Below are 14,500 nucleotides of genomic sequence, written 5' to 3'. Positions count from 1 at the left end.
TGACCCACACAGGAGACAACCGTGGGAGACATCGACTTTCAGGCGATGGAATTCGCCTATGAAAAGCACGCCGACCAGGCCGCCGGCGAGCTGGCGCGCCATCAGGTGGTGGTGGTGGGAGCCGGCCCGGTCGGCCTGACCACGGCGCTGGACCTGGCGCGCCAGGGCGTGCGCGTGGTGGTGCTGGACGACGACTTCCGCCTGTCGACCGGCTCCCGCGCCATCTGCTTCTCCAAGCGCACGCTGGAGATCTGGGACCGCCTGGGCGTGGGTCAGCGCATGATCGACAAGGGCGTGTCCTGGAACGTGGGCAAGGTCTTTTTCCGCGAGCAGGAAGTCTGGCGCTTCGACCTGCTGCCCGAACCCGGCCACCGCCGCCCGGCGTTCATCAACCTGCAGCAGTACTACGCCGAAGGCTATCTGTACGAGCAGGTGCGCCAGGAACCCAATATCGATCTGCGCTGGAAGAACAAAGTTGTCGGCCTGGAACAGCGCGATGACGGCGTGGTCCTGAACGTGGAGACCCCGGACGGCGCGTATGCCTTGCATGCCGACTGGTTGATCGCCTGCGACGGCGCGCGTTCGCCGGTGCGCAAGCTGATCGGCCAGGAAAGCCATGGCCGCATCTTCCGCGACCGCTTCCTCATCGCCGACGTCAAGATGCAGGCGGACTTCCCGACCGAGCGCTGGTTCTGGTTCGACCCGCCCTTCCATCCCAACCAGTCCGTGCTGCTGCATCGCCAGCCCGACAATGTCTGGCGCATCGACTTCCAGCTGGGCTGGAACGCCGACCCGGTCGAGGCCGTCAAGCCTGAAAACGTGCTGCCGCGCATCCGCGCACTACTGGGCCCCGACGCGCGCTTCGAGCTGGAATGGGTCAGCGTCTATACCTTCGCGTGCGAACGCATGGACAAGTTCCGCCACGGCCGTGTCGTCTTCGCCGGCGACTCCGCGCACCGCGTATCGCCGTTCGGCGCCCGCGGCGCCAACAGCGGCGTGCAGGACGCGGAGAACCTGGCCTGGAAACTGAAGCTGGTGCTGGCCGGCCAGGCGCCCGAGACGCTGATCGACAGCTACGCCGTCGAGCGCGAATACGCCGCCGACGAGAACATCCTGAACTCCTCGCGCGCCACCGACTTCATCACGCCCAAGAGCGACATCAGCCGCAACTTCCGCAACGCGGTGCTGAACCTGGCGAAGACCCATCCGTTCGCGCGCTCGCTGGTCAACAGCGGCCGCCTGTCGCTGCCCGCGACCTACGCCGGTTCACCGCTGAACACGCCGGACACCGACGCCTTCAGCGGCCGCATGGTGCCGGGCGCGGTCGCTCTGGACGCCCCCGTGAACGCGCACGATTGGTGGCTGGCGCAGCTGGACGGCGAATTCGTGCTGGCGCTCTTCTGTGGCGACTCCCTGCCCGACCGCGAGACGCTGATCGCCCTGCAGGCCCTGCGCATGGCGCCCGTGCCGGTGAAGGCCGTGCTGGTCGCCAGCCCGCAATGCGACCTGTCCGCGCTGCCCAAGGAACTGGCTTGCGTCACGGACCGCGAAGGCTGCCTGGGCAAGCGCTATGACGCGCAAGCCGGCACGGCTTACCTGATCCGCCCCGACCAGCACATCACCGCCCGCTGGCGCGCTTTCGCCGCCGGCGCCGTCATCGCGGCCGTCAGCCGCGCCACGGGCCGCGCCTGAACTTCGAGATGACTCCATCATGCTGATTACCGAAACCAACCTGGTCTCGCCGGACGACTTCTACGAAGCGCTGATCGAGACCCACCGCGACCTCACCAACGAGCAGAGCCAGGAGCTCAATGCGGCGCTGATCCTGCTGCTGGCCAACCACCTGGGCGACATGGAAGTGCTGCGCGAGGCGCTGCGCCAGGCGCGGGCGTCGGTGGCGCCGTAGTTCCGTTCACGCCCCGACCGCGAACGTATTGACGATCAACGCGCGCAGCCACTGGTTGCCGCCATCCCGGTCCACCCGGCGCTGCCAGTACATATTGGTCTGCAGCGCCGGCACTCTTATCGGCGGCGTGATGTAGCGCAGGCCGAACGGCGGCGCGGCGCTGGCGGCAAGTTTTTCGGGCACGGTCGCGAGCAGGTCGGTCGCGCTGACGATATAGGGCACGGCCGAAAAATGCGGCACGCTGAAGTGCTCAGCCAGTTCGACGCCGGCGCGTTCCATGGACTGATTGACCTGTCCATAAGGCGCCGCGCGCGACACGATGAGGTGGCGTTCGGCCCGGAAGGCCCTGAGGCTCATGCCGGCGTGCGCCGTCGGATGCGCCTGCCGGAACAAGGTCGCATAGCCCTGGCGGAACAACATGCGCTGCAGCGTACCCGCCCCCATTTCATCGAAGGCGCCGATCGCCAGATCCACCCGCCCGGCCTCCATTTCCCGCGGCAGATCCGGTCCCTGCACGCGTACCGAATCGATGCGCACCAGCGGCGCCACCTGCACGCAGACTTCCATCAGGCGTGGCATGAAGTGAATCTCGCCCACGTCCGTCATCGCCACCCGGAAGCGGCGCGTACTGGTGGCGGCATCGAAGACGTCCTGGTCCTTCAGAGCCTGCGACAACATGGTCAACGCCTCGCTGACCGGCCCCGCCAAGCGTTGCGCGCGCGGCGTGGGCAGCATGCCCTGCGCCGTGCGCACGAACAGATCGTCGCCGAATGCTTCGCGCAAGCGGCGCAGCGCGTTGCTGACAGCCGGTTGCGACAGGTCCATGCGCCGCGCCACGGCCGAAAGATTGCGGTCCTCCAGCAGATGCTGGAACAACAGCAGCAGGTTCAGATCGACATCGCGCAGCTCGGCCATACACCCCCCTACTATTCACAAAATTTATAGTCTCTATTTTTACATTCCCATAGCCGTAGCGGGGATTTTTTCCGACAATGCCATATGGGCTCCGGACCCCTTCCGGACGAGCCACCCGCACCAGGCCGCGCGGCCAAGCACCGCGCCGCCGCTCAGGAGGAATCCATGGAACTGCAATACCAGACCGGCTTCGGCAACAGTTGCGCCACCGAAGCCCTGCCCGGCGCGCTACCGCTGGGCCGCAACTCGCCGCAGCAATGCCCCTATGGTCTGTACGCCGAGCAGTTGTCCGGCACCGCCTTCACCGCGCCGCGCAGCGAAAACCGCCGCTCCTGGCTCTACCGCGTCCGCCCCGGCGCCCAACACAAGCCGTTCGAGGCCTTTGACGGCGCCGCCGGCTGGCAAAGTACCTTCGGCCAAGGACCCGTCACGCCCAACCAGCTGCGCTGGAGCCCGCTGCCGATTCCCGCCGCCCCCACCGACTTCCTGGAAGGCGTGAAGACCTGGGGCGGCAACGGCGGCCCCGACGAACTGAGCGGCGTAGGCATCCACCTGTACGCGGCCAACCGCTCGATGCAAGGACGCTACTTCTACAACGCCGACGGCGAACTGCTGCTGGTGCCGCAGGAAGGCCGCCTGCGCCTGGCCACTGAACTGGGCCTGATCGACCTGGAGCCCCTGGAAATCGCGGTCATCCCGCGCGGCGTGCGCTTCCGCGTCGAACTGCTGGACGGCAGCGCCCGCGGCTACATGCTGGAGAACTTCGGCGCGGCCATGCGTCTGCCGGAGCTGGGCCCCATCGGCTCGAACTGCCTGGCCAATGCCCGCGACTTCAAGACCCCGGTGGCCTGGTACGAAGACCTCGAAGGCGACTTCGAACTCATCGCCAAGTTCACGGGCGGCTTCTGGCGCGCATCCATCGACCATTCGCCGTTGAACGTGGTGGCCTGGCACGGCACGCACGCGCCGTACAAGTACGACCTGCGCAACTTCAACACCGTCGGCTCCATCAGCTACGACCATCCGGACCCCTCGATCTTCACCGTGCTGACCGCGCCGTCGGACACCCCGGGAACGGCCAACATGGATTTCGCGATCTTCCCGCCGCGCATCCTGGCCATGGAAAACACCTTCCGTCCGCCCTGGTTCCACCGCAACATCGCCAGCGAATTCATGGGCCTGATCCAGGGCGTCTACGACGCCAAGGCCGACGGCTTCGCACCGGGCGGCGCCAGCCTGCACAACTGCATGAGCGGCCACGGCCCCGACGCCGAGACCTTCGAAAAGGCCTCCCACGCCGACACCAGCAAGGCCCACTACATCCGTGACACGATGGCGTTCATGTTCGAGACGCGGCGCGTCATCCGCCCCACGGAACAGGCGCTGGCCTCGGTAGAATTGCAGGGCGACTACTACCGGTGCTGGCAGGGCATCGCCAAGCATTTCGACCCCAGCAAGGCGTGACGCGCAGACCTCCTGCTTTCCACGCCCGCGGCGATGAGCGCAAGCTCATCGCCGTTTGGCATTTGTAATTTCCGGCGCCTGGCGCCCGGCCACCGCATAACCACACTGAAAGAGACACGCAGCCATGACCACCATCAACGAAACCCACGACCCGTCCCTGAAGAGCTGGATCACCAGCGCCAACACCGGCGAGTCGGATTTCCCGGTGCAGAACCTGCCCTACGCCACCTTCCGCCGCAAGGGCACGACGGAACCGTTCCGCCCCGGCGTGGCCATCGGCGACCAGATCCTGGACCTGGCCGCGCTGGCCGCCAAACAGCCCTTCGAAGGCCTGGCAGCCGAGGCTCTGGCAGCGTGCGCCACGGACAGCCTGAACGCCCTGATGGCCCTGGGCCAGGCCCACTGGAGCGCCCTGCGCCTGGCGCTGTCGCGCGCGCTGCGCGAAGGCGCTGCCCTGCGCGCCACGGTCGAGCCGCTGCTGGTTGCGCAAGCCGACGCCGAATACGCCACGCCCGCCCGCATCGGCGACTACACCGACTTCTATATCTCGGTGCACCACGCCACCGCCGTGGGCAAGCAATTCCGCCCCGACAACCCCTTGCTGCCGAACTACAAGTGGGTGCCCATCGGCTATCACGGCCGCGCCTCCAGCATCGGCGTGGACCAGAAATTCCCCCGCCCCGTCGGCCAGACTCGTCCCGCCAATGAAGGCGAGGCGCCGCAATTCGGCCCCTGCGCCCGCCTGGACTACGAACTGGAACTGGGCATCTTCGTCGGTACGGGCAACGCCCAGGGCGACCGCATCCCCCTGGCCGACGCCGAATCGCACGTGTTCGGCCTGTGCATCCTGAACGACTGGTCGGCGCGCGACATCCAGGCCTGGGAATACCAGCCCCTGGGCCCCTTCCTGGCCAAGAACTTCGCCTCCACGATCTCGCCCTGGGTCGTCACCATGGAAGCGCTGGAGCCGTTCCGCACGCAGTGGATGCGCGGCCCGTCCGAACCGCAGCCCCTGCCCTACCTGGCATCCGACGCCAACCGCGCCAAGGGCGCCTTCGACGTGCAGATGGAAGTGTTGCTGACCACCGAGAAATCGCGCGCCGACAAGCAGCCGCCCGCCTTCCTGTCGCGCAGCAACTTCCGCGATGCCTACTGGAACGTGGCGCAGCTGATCACGCATCACACCGTCAACGGCTGCAACCTGCAACCGGGCGACATGCTGGGCACCGGCACCCTGTCCGGCCCGCAACCCTCGGAAGCCGGCTCGCTGCTGGAACTGAGCAACGGCGGCAAGAACCCGATCGACCTGCCCTGGGGCGAAAAGCGCACCTTCCTGCAGGATGGCGACCAGGTCATCATCCGCGCCGAATGCGTGAAGGCGGGCTATCCGCGCATCGGCTTCGGCGCCTGCTCCGGCACGGTACTGCCCGCCCGCGCCTAATCCGCGCCGGCGCCTGCCCTGGCGGGCGCCGTCAACGCCTCGATCTCATCGTCCTTGGCCTGCCACTGCTGGCCCAGCCAGTGGTGGAAGGTCGTGCGGAACGCCTTGTCGCCGGAGTAGTTGCCTTCGCAGAACTCCGGCGGCACGGGCAACTGCCGCATGCGCACCAGCACCCGCCCCGCACGGCCGCAGGCCAGATCCCAAAAGCTGGGCGCACCCTCCGGATAGGCAATCGTCACGTCTATCATCGAGCGGAAACGCTTGCCCATCGCATTCAACGCCACCGCCAGCCCGCCCGCCTTGGGCTTGAGCAGATGCCGGTACGGCGATCCCTGCGCATCGCGCTTGGCAGGACTGAAACGCGTCCCTTCGGCGAACACCATCACGCTGGTCGGCACCAGTGAAAACTTCGCGCAGGCCCGCCGCGCGGTCTCCTGATCCTGCCGCCCCAGATCCGGATTGCGGCGCAACGCCGCCTTGCCGTGGCGCTTCATGAACGGAAAATCCAGCGCCCACCACGCCAGCCCGATCACCGGCACATAGATCAGTTGCTGCTTCAGGAAGAACTTCAGCAACGGAATACGCCGGTTCAGCGACTGCTGCAGTACGAAGATATCCACCCAGGACTGATGATTGCAGTTCACCAGATACCAGTCCGCATAGCGCAGTCCGTCATTGCCCTGCACATCCCAGGACACACCCTGGATCCGCGCCAGCCATCCGGCGTTGCAGGACACCCAGGCCGTGGCGATACCGTTGAGCACGGGATCGATCCCCCGCCTGACCGCCGCGAACGGCAGCAGCAGCTTCAACAAGGCCAGCGGAAACAGAAGCAGGCACCAGAACACCGTGTTGAGCGCCAGCCAGACGGTACTGATGACGCCCGTCACCCAGGCGAAGCGCCCGCGCGGCAACGGCAGCACGCGGCGGCGCGGCGGCACGCGAATACTAGATTTGTTTGATCGGGCAGCCGCAGCACGGCCTGCCCCGGAAGACGATTCAGGAAAAGTCATGCGCCAGTTTCCCTCCTTCACAAAAAATCCGACTTGCGCAGAATCAAGCGGCGGTCAGCGATCGGCGCGCAGCCCCACCACCCACAACAACACGGCGCAAGACACCGCGTATGCTCGATTGGGCCGCCCGGGCGGCCTAATCGAGCGGGCACCGCAAGATCTTCCACCGCCCCGCCGCCCGCGGCAAGCATGCCAAGCACACCACCCGTCCCTGCGACCGTGAAGTTTCAAACACCGAAGCTTGGGGCGTCGGGGGCCTGGGGCGCGCGGGGCGTCGATAAGCCCAGGGAATCCGTAGGGAGCCGAAGGCGTACGAGGATGACGCAGGGGAAGTCCGGAGCGAAGGCTCCGGACAGCAATCGTTGCCCCGCGCACCCCAGGCTCCCGACGCCCCAAGCGTCTTAAGAACCAGCATCATCCCGCATAAAGCAAGCCACCATCAAGGCAACCGATACCGCTCTTCCCGATACGCCCAACTAGCCCACAACGCATGCGCCAAGGCCTCTTCCGAGAGCCGAGGATCCAAAGGCTCCACCGGCGCATAAACCTCATCCCGCCCCACAGGCGCCGCCTCATACCTGAACTGCCGCGGCGCCTTCGAAGGCTCCAGCACCAGCAACTGATCCCCCTGCAGATAGCCGAAATTATCCGCGTACTGCATCATCGCCCGATTCGGATCCCGCTGCGTCAGATCCACGCCCAGCATGGGATTCACGTTGTCCAGCCCCATCAAGGACAACATCGTGGGCGCCATGTCGATCTGGCTGACCAACCGTTCATCCTGCCGAGGCGCAATCCCCGCCCCCAGAATCAGCGCGGGAATCTGGAAATGCCGCACCGGCACCGGAATGGAGCCATAGACGCGCGAATCGTGATCCGCGATCACCAGGAAGACCGTGTTGTCCCAGTACGGCGCCTTGCGCGCCTTGTCGAAGAACTGCCCCAGCGCCCAGTCCGCGTAACGCACCGTGTTATCCACCGTGGCCGGATCTCCCACCGGCTTGATGCGCCCTTCCGGATACTCCCACGGCGAATGATTCGACACCGAGAACGCCAGCGTGAACACCGACTTGTCGCCATCCGCCCGCAGCAGCCGGTCCACCTGGTTGAACATGTCCTCGTCCGAGGCGCCCCACGACCCTTCGAACACTGGATTCACGAACTTGGGACGGTCCACGATTTCGTTAAAGCCGTTACCCAGGAAAAAGGCCCGCATATTGTCGAAGTGCGACTCGCCCCCGTACACGAAGCGCGAATGGTAGCCATGCTTGCCCAGCACCTGCGCCAGCGTGAAGAAACCCGTCTGCGAACGCGGCAGCTTCACCACCGCGTCAGCCACGCTGGGCAGGAAGCCCGCCGTGACCGCCTCGATGCCCCGCACCGAGCGCGTGCCCGTCGCGTAGGCGCGGTGGAACATCCAGCCCTCCTTGCCCAGCCGGTCGATGTTGGGCGTGAGATCACGGCCGCCCAGGCTGCCCACATACTGCGCGCCCAGGCTTTCCTGCAGGATGATCACCAGGTTCAACGGCTTATCCCGGCGCGCCATCGCCTTCTGCTCATGCAAGCTGGGATACCGCGCGTCCAGCGGCGCGCCCGTCAGCCCGGCCTTCTCGCGCACGATGGCATTCATTTTGTCCACCGCCATCTTGGGATACATCGCTGCCGACGAACGCTCATCGCGCATGCGGTAGGCGGCGTCGAACACGCTATACAGCGAATTCAGCGCCAGCGCATTGACCATGGCGTCGGAACTGTAGGCGACCTTGGCCGGATTGATCGGACGATGCTCCAGCGTGCCGCGCGCGCCCAGGAACACCAGCGCCAGGATCACGAACGACGCCAGCGGCCGCTTCCACCACGACATGAACGGATCGCGGGCGCGGGTGGGAAACAGGCGGACCGACAGCCAGGCCGCCAGCGCCAACACGACAAAGGCCGCCAGCAGCACGCCCTTGTAGCCCTGCCACAGCATCGAACCGACTTCCTTCGGATTGAGCAGATAGATGAAATAGAGCCGGTTGGGCCGCGTGTCGTATTCCGCGATGAACTGCGGCGTGGAGACCTCCAGCAGCACGTACAGCATCCACCAGACACGGAACCACCAGGCGGTGATGCGGGCGGCCAGCGGCCGATGGCCGAACCAGGGCGAAAACACCGCCGGCAGCGCGATCACCATGGACATCAGGCAGACGTCGATGCGCAGGCCGCCCAGCAGCAACGGCCCCAGCCCGCCTGCCGCCTCCACCCGATCCCACATCCAGAAGGCCAGCGCCAGCCGCGACAGCGTCAGCAGCGCCAGGACCGCAATGATGAACCGCAGAGTCAGACGGCGCATGCGTACACCCTCCCCTGGCGTCGCAACGCCTGTTCAGATGAAAGAATGCCGCTGTATATGCCGAGCAGAGCCATGCCGCCTCGTGGTTCGAAGTTTGAAAACGCGCAAAGGTTAACGCGGTTTGGGACGAGCCTTCGGCCGCGCTTACTGCGCGCGCCGCAGCCGTTCGCGGCTGTTGCTCAGATGCGTGCGCATGGCTGCGCGCGCGGCTTCCGCGTCCTGGCGCTGGATCGCGCCGTAGATGTCTTCGTGCTCGAGGTTCACCCGCGCCAGATAGGCGGCACGATCCTCGTGCGCAAACTTTGCCGAATTGATCCGGGTGCGCGGAATGATGGCCGAACCCAGATGCGACATCAGGTCCGCGAAGTAACGGTTGTCCGTGGCTTGCGCGACCAGCAGATGGAATTGGAAATCCGGCGTGACGGTGTCGCCGTCGTTCTCGAGTGCGCTCTTGAAGGCTTCCAGTGCGCGCCTCATCTCATGCAGCTGCTCCGGGCTGCGCCTGGCCGCGGCCAGGCCGGCAGCCTCGCTTTCCAGGCAGATACGCAGCTCCAGCAACACCAGCACGTCGCGCACCGTGGCGATGTCGGCGGGATCCACGCGGAAATCCCCGCCGCCGCTAGGCTCCAGCGCATACGTCCCCACGCCATGATGCGTCTCGACCAGGCCCGATGCCTGCAGCCGGGACAGGGCCTCGCGCACCACCGTACGGCTGACGCCGAACTGGCGCATGATCTCGGATTCCGTCGGCAACTTGTCGCCGGGCCTGATGTCCCCGCCACGGATACGCTCCGTGATGCTCTCGACCAGCCCCTGAGCCAGGTTCCGGGGACGACGCCGCGGCGTGACGGGAGTATCGGCGGGAACATTCATTGGCAAGGATCCGAAAGCAGTTGAGCGCGGCCCGGGACCGAGCGTCGCTGCCCATTGTACTTTGGGCCGGGTATCAGGCCCGCGCGCCAGAATGGCGCCAGCGACGCGCAGCGCGCCGATGTTTCGCCCCTACCAACCGACCCGGGCATCCCGCGACTAACGGTTCAAGCCCGCGGCGGCGGGACGGGCCACGATGAGGGGATAGAAAAACAGGGCCGCCAGGAACCACATCAAGGTAGCGGACCAAAGCGTCTGGCTGAGAAAATGGGCGCCTTGCAGGATACGCACCGTGGAAAAACCCACTCCCCCCGCGATACCCGCTGCCAGCCCCCACCAGCGCCACGCCGGACGCCCCAGCGCCCAGCCCACGAAATACAGGGTCAACATCGAATAGCCCGCGCCAGCATGACCGCTGGGCAAAGCGCCGCCCCCCGCAGCCCGCACCCAGGTCCACCAGAACGACGGGTAAGGGGTATAGCCGCCCAGGGAGTCCAGATCATAAGGACGGGGCAGCGTCGTGTAGTGCTTCAGTTGATTCACCAGCACCTGCCCCGTCAGGCAGGTTGCCGCCAGCGCCAGCGCCGGTCCGCGCCATGGCCGCCAGGCCGGAATGCGATAGCTTGCCGCCGCCACGCCCACCGCGGCCAGTCCTATCCCGATAGGCAGGGCCAGCACCATGCGATGCCCGATCAGATCCAGCCAACGGTTCAGGCGCAGTGGAAAATCGTCCAGCGCCGGATCGAACAGCGCTCGAGCGATTCGCATATCCAAGCCCGAGACATTGGCCCACCATGCCAGGCAGGCCAGCGCAAGCGTGATCGCAAAGACATGGCTCAACAGATACGAGGCCGGCGTCGGCTTGCGCAACGCGGGCGGCGATAGGGGCGGCATGGTGGCGACAGGAGGTCCGTCAGGCAAACGGGCAGCTTAGGCCGCCGACAGTCAAACTTTCGTCAAATTTGACCTTGCGCCCCGCCGGCCGCCGCCATCGCATGTCCCGCATCGGCCTCGAAACGCAGCGTGAAACAGGTGCCGCGCTGCTCGCCTTGCCGCGAAGAATCGACCGTCAGCGACCAGCCCTGCATGTCGCAGACGCGCTTGGCGATCGCCAGCCCCAGCCCGCGCGCCGTTTCGTCGGGGCTGCCCGCGCCCGAATCCCGCATGCGGCCGCTGTAATAGCGGCGGAACAGGAAAGGCAAGTCGTCGGCGGCAATGCCCTTGCCATCGTCGCGCAGCTCCAGCGCGCCGTCGGCGGTCACGCTCGCGGTCAGCGTCGCCGGCGCGGCGTGCTCCACCGCGTTGCGGATCAGGTTGCGCAACACGGTCAGCAAGGCATAGCGATCCAGCATGCGAACCTGACCGGCGGCGATCCGGTTTTCGAAACCAAGCCCGGCCACCCCTGCCTGGGCTTCGTAGCCGCGCCAGGCGTTGTCCATGCATTCGCTGAGGTCGACGGACTCCGCCGGGCGCAGCTCATCCCGCGCCATGGAGCGTGCGCTCTCCAGCGACACGATCACATCGTCCACGTTGTCCACCACGCGGGTCAGGCGCTGGCGCTGGTCCGGGGTCAGTACCTGGGTCAGCAGCATCAACTCGCTATCCGAGCGGATCGCGGCCAAGGGCGTGCGCACCTCGTGGCTGAGATTGCCCGCGAATTCGCGCTCGCGCGCAATCGACCTGTCCACCTGGTTCTGCACCCGGTTGAAGGCCTCTATCAGTCGCCCCGCCTCATCGTCGCGCGTCACCGCCATGTCGGGCGCCCCAGGCGCCCAAGTGGCCAGCCGGTCGGTCAGGTCCAGCAGCGGCCCGACCGCGATGGCGGCCACGCGCCGCGACAGCGCATAGGCGCCCACCACGCAAATGGCGCCCACGCCCAGCACGATCAGGCCGAAGTCGTGAACCCGCCCTTCGTTCTCGGTGGCGTCGTAAAGCAGGTACACCTTGCCTCGCGCCGTTTCGGCCACCATCACATGCCAGGTGTAGGCGCCCGGTTCGACCAGATGCAGGCCGCTGTCCAGAGCATCGATTTCCTGGGGCATGCCAGTGGGCCGCTTGCCGTCCACGCTGACCCAGGCGCGCATGGAGCCGCCCAGTTCGCGCACGCCTTCACGGGGCAGAAAACCGTCGCTGACCTGCGCATGCTGCACCAGCCGGTCCATTTCGGTATTCAGAATGTCGTTGACCAGGTCGTCTTCCATCTGGTCGAAAGTCAGGTAAGCCAGCAGGGCCAGCGCCGTCACGAACAACGCCACGGTTCCGGTCAGCGCCCACACCACCCGCTGGGTTAGCGTACCCCCGACCGACGCCGCGGAAATGCCGCTCATCTGGCCGCTCCAGCTTCCAGCGTCAGGCGCCAGCCGGTCCCATGTATGGTTTCGATGCCATCGAAGCCAGCATCGGCCAAGGCGCGGCGCAACAGGTGCACCTGGCTGCGCAGCGCGTCCGAGGAAGGCGGTTCGTTGCCCCACAGCATGGACTCCAGCTCCTCGCGCGAGACCACCCTGCCAGGATCGCGCAACAGCGCTTCGATGATGAGGCCGGCCTTGCGCGTGAGATGCACGGGAGTGCCGTTGACCGACACCGCGCGGTTGCGGGTGTCGTAGGACAGCGGGCCGAAAGCCCGCACCGAATCCACCGTCGCCCCCTTGGAGCGCTGGATCAGCGCAATCAGGCGCGCCTCGACCTCAAGCAGCGCAAAAGGTTTGGTCAGATAATCATCAGCGCCATGCGAGAACCCGACCAGCTTGTCTTCCAGGCTGTCACGCGCCGTCAGCATCAGCACCGGAACGTCGGCGCGCATGTCGTTGCGCAGCGTATGCAACACGGCGTTGCCGTCCATGCCCGGCAGGCCGATGTCCAGGATCAGGGCATCGAAGCGCTGCTCCCTCAGCCGCTCCAGCGCGGCCGGCCCCGAATAGGCGGTATCGGGCAGGAAGCCGCGCGCTTCCAGGAAGGTGTACAGGTTGCCGGAGATCACCGGATCATCCTCGACGATCAATACCCTGCAATTCGCGCCCGCCGCGGGACTGGTTGCCATGGTTGCGATTCCCTTTCGTGCGCGGCGCCCTAGGCCCGCAATACCTTGCCCGGATTCATCAGCCCTTGCGGGTCCAGCGCTCGCTTTACTCTGCGCATCAGGTCCAGTTCGACAGCGCTCTTGTAGCGCGGCAGCTCGTCGATCTTGAGCTGGCCGACGCCATGCTCCGCGCTGATCGAGCCATGGTGCGCATGCACGCTGTCGTGCACCACGCCGTAGATATCGCTTTGCAACGCCAGCAGCTCGGCCTCGGTCTGCCCCGGCGCATGGGCCACGTTGTAATGCAGATTGCCGTCGCCCAGGTGGCCGAAGATCACGTGGCGCACACCCGGAAAACGCGCCTGCAGCAAGGCGTTGGTCTTGTGCACGAAGCCGGCGATGGCGGAGATCGGGATGGACACGTCATGCTTGACCGACTTGCCCAGCTCCGCCTCGGCCAGCGGGATGCTCTCGCGCAGGTGCCACAGCGCCTTGCTTTGCGTCACGTTCGCGGCGATGGCGGCATCGTTCACCAGCCCGCTTTCCATGGCCTCGCCCAACACGGTTTCGAATCGCTCACGGGCGTGCTCCTCGCTTTCACTGTCCGACAGTTCCAGCAGGGCGAACCACGGGGACGCGGCAGAATTTCCCTCGAACGGCAAGCGTTGTTGCGGAAAGAGCCGCACGACCGCCTGCAGGCATGCCCCGCTCATCAGCTCAAAGCCGGTCAGCGCGGCGCCAAAACCCGCGCGGGCGCGCGACAGCAGCTCGACCGCTTGGTCGATACCGTCCAGCGTCAGCAATGCCGTGCACGAAGCCACCGGCCTTGGAAACAGTTTCAGCGTGGCGGCGGTGATGATGCCCAGCGTGCCTTCGCTGCCGATGTACAGGTCGCGCAGGTCGTAGCCGGTGTTGTCCTTGCGCAAGCCACGCAGGCCGTGCCAGATCTCGCCTTCGGCGGTCACGACCTCCAGGCCCAATGTCAGTTCGCGCGTGTTGCCGTAGCGCAGCACCTGCGTGCCGCCCGCATTGGTCGCCAGGTTGCCGCCTATGGTGCAACTGCCTTCGGCGGCCAGGCTCAGCGGAAACAGCCGGCCGGCCGCGGCGGCAGCCTCCTGCACCGCTTGCAAGACGCAGCCCGCCTCCACGGTGATCGTGTCGTTGTCGGTATCCAGCGCGCGCACCGCCGTCAGGCGGGTGGTGGACAGGATCACCGCGCTGCCGGATAGGTCAGGCGTGGCGCCTCCGCACAAGCCTGTATTGCCGCCTTGCGGCACCACCGGCACGCCATGCCTGGCGCACAGCTTTACGGCCGCCGCCACTTCCTCGGTCGACCCGGGACGGATCACCGCCAGCGCGACGCCTCGATAGCGGCGGCGCCAGTCCAGCACGTAGGTGTCGGCGTCCGTGCCCGTCAGCACGTGGGAAGCGCCCAGAAGGGACTGTAGATCGCTCAGCAAGGTCATATGCGCGGCCAAGTAGAGCCTGGATGCATCCAGGCCAGGGATGTGCCGACTATTGTAGGGGTTGAAATGCC

Annotated in this window: 12 protein-coding genes; 4 read left to right on the top strand and 8 right to left on the bottom strand. The window is 66.2% G+C overall.

Annotated features, from left to right (window positions below; all coding sequences use genetic code 11):
• Nucleotides 1-21 precede the first annotated feature (21 nt).
• Together N5C88_RS16680 and N5C88_RS16675 are read left to right on the top strand one after the other, a co-directional pair.
• Nucleotides 22-1,692: an FAD-dependent oxidoreductase gene (locus N5C88_RS16680; RefSeq protein WP_280015815.1), complete on the top strand. Its 1,671-nt coding sequence runs from the start codon at nt 22-24 to the stop codon at nt 1,690-1,692.
• 16 nt (nt 1,693-1,708) lie between these two features.
• Nucleotides 1,709-1,906 carry a DUF2783 domain-containing protein gene (locus N5C88_RS16675; protein ID WP_119449629.1) on the top strand — a complete coding sequence of 66 codons (198 nt, stop codon included), beginning with the start codon at nt 1,709-1,711 and terminating at the stop codon, nt 1,904-1,906.
• A 6-nt stretch (nt 1,907-1,912) separates the two neighbouring features.
• On the opposite strand, the gene N5C88_RS16670 is transcribed toward N5C88_RS16675, so the two are convergent.
• A complete protein-coding gene (locus N5C88_RS16670; RefSeq protein ID WP_280015814.1) occupies nt 1,913-2,821 on the bottom strand; it encodes a LysR family transcriptional regulator in 909 nt (302 codons plus the stop codon).
• A 165-nt stretch (nt 2,822-2,986) separates the two neighbouring features.
• Here N5C88_RS16670 and hmgA point away from each other — a divergent pair, with 165 nt between their 5' ends.
• Nucleotides 2,987-4,285 (top strand): homogentisate 1,2-dioxygenase, encoded by a 1,299-nt coding sequence (gene hmgA / locus N5C88_RS16665; protein ID WP_280015813.1) that lies wholly within the window; start codon nt 2,987-2,989, stop codon nt 4,283-4,285.
• Nucleotides 4,286-4,409: 124 nt separating this feature from the next.
• The gene (gene fahA / locus N5C88_RS16660; RefSeq protein ID WP_280015812.1) at nt 4,410-5,726 is read left to right on the top strand and encodes a fumarylacetoacetase; all 1,317 of its coding nucleotides are present in this window, start codon (nt 4,410-4,412) and stop codon (nt 5,724-5,726) included.
• On the opposite strand, the gene N5C88_RS16655 is transcribed toward fahA, so the two are convergent.
• From N5C88_RS16655 to N5C88_RS16625, 7 genes are all read right to left on the bottom strand, one after another.
• Nucleotides 5,723-6,640: an acyltransferase gene (locus tag N5C88_RS16655; protein WP_280015817.1), complete on the bottom strand. Its 918-nt coding sequence runs from the start codon at nt 6,638-6,640 to the stop codon at nt 5,723-5,725. The genes fahA and N5C88_RS16655 overlap by 4 nt on opposite strands.
• Before the next feature lie 538 nt (nt 6,641-7,178).
• Nucleotides 7,179-9,074 (bottom strand): LTA synthase family protein, encoded by a 1,896-nt coding sequence (locus N5C88_RS16650; protein ID WP_280015811.1) that lies wholly within the window; start codon nt 9,072-9,074, stop codon nt 7,179-7,181.
• A 144-nt stretch (nt 9,075-9,218) separates the two neighbouring features.
• Nucleotides 9,219-9,947 (bottom strand): FadR/GntR family transcriptional regulator, encoded by a 729-nt coding sequence (locus N5C88_RS16645; RefSeq protein WP_059371342.1) that lies wholly within the window; start codon nt 9,945-9,947, stop codon nt 9,219-9,221.
• Between the two features lie 156 nt (nt 9,948-10,103).
• The gene (locus N5C88_RS16640) at nt 10,104-10,838 is read right to left on the bottom strand and encodes a phosphatase PAP2 family protein (RefSeq protein ID WP_059371341.1); all 735 of its coding nucleotides are present in this window, start codon (nt 10,836-10,838) and stop codon (nt 10,104-10,106) included.
• A gap of 62 nt (nt 10,839-10,900) precedes the next feature.
• A complete protein-coding gene (locus tag N5C88_RS16635) occupies nt 10,901-12,271 on the bottom strand; it encodes a HAMP domain-containing sensor histidine kinase (protein ID WP_280015810.1) in 1,371 nt (456 codons plus the stop codon).
• Entirely contained in the window at nt 12,268-12,984 is a 717-nt protein-coding gene (locus N5C88_RS16630) for a response regulator transcription factor (protein ID WP_280015809.1), read from the bottom strand. Before N5C88_RS16630 ends, N5C88_RS16635 begins: the two co-directional genes overlap by 4 nt.
• 29 nt (nt 12,985-13,013) lie before the next feature.
• Nucleotides 13,014-14,429: an FAD-binding oxidoreductase gene (locus N5C88_RS16625; protein ID WP_280015808.1), complete on the bottom strand. Its 1,416-nt coding sequence runs from the start codon at nt 14,427-14,429 to the stop codon at nt 13,014-13,016.
• Nucleotides 14,430-14,500 lie beyond the last annotated feature (71 nt).

It is taken from the genome of Achromobacter sp. GD03932, assembly GCF_029839485.1.
Classification (GTDB): Bacteria; Pseudomonadota; Gammaproteobacteria; order Burkholderiales; family Burkholderiaceae_B; genus Achromobacter; species Achromobacter bronchisepticus_A.
This window is presented reverse-complemented; position numbering and strand designations above follow the sequence as displayed.